This is a genomic window from uncultured Tateyamaria sp. (assembly GCF_947504105.1).
Lineage (GTDB): Bacteria > Pseudomonadota > Alphaproteobacteria > Rhodobacterales > Rhodobacteraceae > Tateyamaria.
In genome coordinates, this window is the sequence record NZ_CANNGP010000104.1 from 1 (window position 1) to 3,032 (window position 3,032).

Below are 3,032 nucleotides of genomic sequence, written 5' to 3' on the forward strand. Positions count from 1 at the left end.
TTCATCGTAGCAATAGACCAAAGGCCAACCATGCACTAACACTCAAACTCAACCACACAGGTGGGGCTGCTCACTAGTAGTGCTTGGATTGGGCATGCAACCATCATTGTTTTTGTTACACTCATGGCCCGATGTCTTGTAACTGACTTTCAACTTGTCGTTCTTGGGGCTGATGGGGCTAAATGCGATTTGTCTTGGCTATCCAGATCAGTTCGAACTAGCTGGCGAGACGCGTAGCTATTCTTGCCACATGAGCACCTTGGAAGTGGGCGATTTCCAATTCTTTCGCGTTGGGAGTCTTCTTGCCATGGAGGCCGGCCAGAGTTCCAGCGCCATACGGCGACCCACCGATAGGTTCCTCAATTTCCTTCAGCGCCTCGCAGGAGTAGGGGACGCCTGCGACGACCATCCCGTGATGGAGGAAAGTGGTATGCATTGATGTAAGTGTCGTCTCCTGACCACCATGCTGTGTCGCGGTCGATACAAATGCGCTCCCGACCTTTCCGATCAGTGCCCCATCTGCCCATAATCCGCCGGTCTGGTCCAAAAAGTTACGCATTTGTGCGGCCATGTTTCCAAAGCGCGTGGGCGTTCCAGCAATGATGCCATCATAGTCCGCCAGGTCAGAGGGTCTGGCGATCGGTGCATCTTGATCGAGTCTGAGGCCGGCATCCTTGGCGATGTCTTCGGGCACGATCTCGGGTACACGCATGATCGTCACGTCGGCACCTTCCTGGCGAGCACCTTCGACAATCGCGTTCGCAAGTTCTTCTGTATGCCCGTAAGATGAGTAGTATATAACAAGTATCTTGGTCATTTATGCATTTCCTTATGTCGTGGCGAACGGTCGTCAGATATGGTCCAGCGCGCGCTCACCTAAAAAAGCAGTCTGCGACCATGATCGAATGGGACGCACTCTTATTTAATATAAATAGATTATATCTAACTTTAATTCAAGACCGCTTCGCCTACAGTACATCACGACACTCAAAGTCCATCACGCGTCAATTGCGAATCATGGGAATGTCCTCCGCGCTTGGGTGTCAGGTTGTTCGGAGAGGCCGCGGTTTTATGTACTATTTGGATCCTATCTGCAGAATTCCAGGTAAAATTCCGCATCGTCGGTCACCTGTACGAAGTGCTTTTCCATAGGTAGGATGACGAACGTGTCACCAACGTTAATTGTGGCAACACGCGTACTTTCACCGACGAGAAAGTACTGGACTTGGCCCGCCGTGACGACGAGGCGCGCATAGGTTCCACTTTTGGTGCTGTGCGATTTTTGCAAGCTCTCCGGGACCTTTCCGGCCGCAAAGAGAGGAGACTCGGCGTATTTCTCGACACCGTTCGGCAGGCTACGTGTGGCTGGCATATTTAAACCTTCTATATTTTAGTCCTCGCACGGCAAAGTCGCAGAACCTTTGCAATTTCCAACGCTATGAAAAAGATGTGCATCGGAACCGGCAATGTCTTTAGCGTTCGCGCGTCCAGGAGTGGCATCAGATAGAGGCGCTGTACGGCGAATAGTCCAAAGGGATCTACAGAAAGATGAAGCGCGACCTATCGCTCAGAAATACTGAGATGAGAAGAGCGGCGCATAGAGCCGCTTCTGCGACGCCAACCCAATGGAATTGAGCGCGTTCGACCTCGAGGAACTGGGGCGTTGACAGGGTCGTGACCTGAAACTTCGCCGACGCGGCGATCAATGAGCCGCCGATGACAATTCCTGCCCAGACACCTGCCAATCCCTTTGATATGATCGGCGTCATACTACCACCTGCTTCCCGGGGGTCCGGGCATGCCGAACATTGCCATTTGCGGGCTCGAAGCTATCCGTTCCGCGCGCTTCATCAGATAGGGGATCACCTTAGGTGTCGGTGCGGTATCCTTCAACGTCTGCTCGAACAGGGAAAGTCAAACTTCAAAATGCTCAGGGCGAGTCTCCACCAAGGCTTGATGTTTCGGCACGGGCTTGCCCGAATATCGTCCGGCATTGAAGGCGACGGAACACCAGAAATCCTTCATCTTCGCGAGGTGGTGCTCCCAGTCGTCACCGATCTTGTTTGCAAAGATATGGCTGATCCGCTCGTCCGCCCCTATTCCTTCATAGAACGTCTCCACCAATGTGGAGAGATAGGCGTCATCAATACCCAGTGCGTCAGCGTTCTTCCGTATCTGCTTTCGTCGTTGGTGTGCAGTCCGCAGCTGTGTTGTCATGACGAGCCACCTTCGAAAATGAGGCGTTTCAGGGCATCGTTACCATCAACCAGTGACTTTAACGAATACTGGCCGAGCGAGTCATAGAACGCGTCGACGGATTCGCCGAGCGCGCGGCGGAGTCCGACCATTGGGTCCTTATCAACCCTTTCGGTCAGAAATTCGGCTGAAGACGGTTGACTTTCGACGAGGCGGACCACCTCTCCGATGTTGATATCCTTCGGAGCCCTTGCGAGCTTGAGACCCCCTGATCGCCCGCGAACCGTGACGATGAATTCACTGACGCCAAGCGTGTGAGCCACTTTCATCAGATTGTTACGGGATATCTCATAGCACTCCGCAATCGTAGACAATCGGTCCCTCCTCAGGGCCAGATACATTAGGGCTCGAACTGCATGCTCTGCTTGAAGCGTGAGACGCATTAGATCGTTTCCTACGAATAATCTATTTATTATATTTCTTTTGGGGAGCCTCCACAAGCATAAAGATTTATTGGAGATATTTTTCACAACGTTTTTGCTCGGGGCTGGTTCCGTTGATCCTGGGTTATGCGGCGGTCGCAGCTTAGGACGATCAGCACAGCTAAGCAGCCTGCAACTGATGACCGTACGGCAGCCCCTAACGGCTGATGTCGCGAACCAAAAGACGGTGGGTCGAAACGTTTCGAGGCCTATCGGACAATTCGGTGCTGAAGGGGGAAGAGAATATCTATAGATGAATCGTTTTCAATAGCTTTTCGGGCTTGTCTTATGACTTCTGCATCGATCTGCGATGATTGATCCAGTGTTCTCTCGACTTTGGGGGGCATTGGTGGC

At 52.3% G+C, this 3,032-nt stretch carries 5 protein-coding genes; all 5 read right to left on the reverse strand.

Translation table 11 applies throughout. The features are described 5' to 3' along the window. Positions 1-217 precede the first annotated feature (217 nt). The gene (wrbA, locus tag Q1A75_RS23505; protein WP_299552599.1) at positions 218-817 is read right to left on the reverse strand and encodes an NAD(P)H:quinone oxidoreductase; all 600 of its coding nucleotides are present in this window, start codon (positions 815-817) and stop codon (positions 218-220) included. Positions 818-1,087: 270 nt separating this feature from the next. Continuing rightward, entirely contained in the window at positions 1,088-1,372 is a 285-nt protein-coding gene (locus Q1A75_RS23510) for a DUF1971 domain-containing protein (protein ID WP_299552596.1), read from the reverse strand. Between the two features lie 166 nt (positions 1,373-1,538). Continuing rightward, positions 1,539-1,769 (reverse strand): hypothetical protein, encoded by a 231-nt coding sequence (locus Q1A75_RS23515; RefSeq protein WP_299552593.1) that lies wholly within the window; start codon positions 1,767-1,769, stop codon positions 1,539-1,541. A gap of 145 nt (positions 1,770-1,914) precedes the next feature. Continuing rightward, entirely contained in the window at positions 1,915-2,217 is a 303-nt protein-coding gene (locus Q1A75_RS23520; RefSeq protein WP_299552590.1) for a group III truncated hemoglobin, read from the reverse strand. Then, positions 2,214-2,639 carry an Rrf2 family transcriptional regulator gene (locus Q1A75_RS23525; protein ID WP_299552587.1) on the reverse strand — a complete coding sequence of 142 codons (426 nt, stop codon included), beginning with the start codon at positions 2,637-2,639 and terminating at the stop codon, positions 2,214-2,216. The genes Q1A75_RS23520 and Q1A75_RS23525 overlap by 4 nt, the downstream gene beginning before the upstream one ends. Positions 2,640-3,032: the final 393 nt, after the last annotated feature.

What these genes read in the sequence shown, in the direction of transcription:
- wrbA (WP_299552599.1), bottom strand. Translation starts at nt 817, where the DNA reads ATGACCAAGATACTTGTTATATACTACTCATCTTACGGGCATACAGAA.
- Q1A75_RS23510 (WP_299552596.1), bottom strand. Translation starts at nt 1,372, where the DNA reads ATGCCAGCCACACGTAGCCTGCCGAACGGTGTCGAGAAATACGCCGAG.
- Q1A75_RS23515 (WP_299552593.1), bottom strand. Translation starts at nt 1,769, where the DNA reads ATGACGCCGATCATATCAAAGGGATTGGCAGGTGTCTGGGCAGGAATT.
- Q1A75_RS23520 (WP_299552590.1), bottom strand. Translation starts at nt 2,217, where the DNA reads ATGACAACACAGCTGCGGACTGCACACCAACGACGAAAGCAGATACGG.
- Q1A75_RS23525 (WP_299552587.1), bottom strand. Translation starts at nt 2,639, where the DNA reads ATGCGTCTCACGCTTCAAGCAGAGCATGCAGTTCGAGCCCTAATGTAT.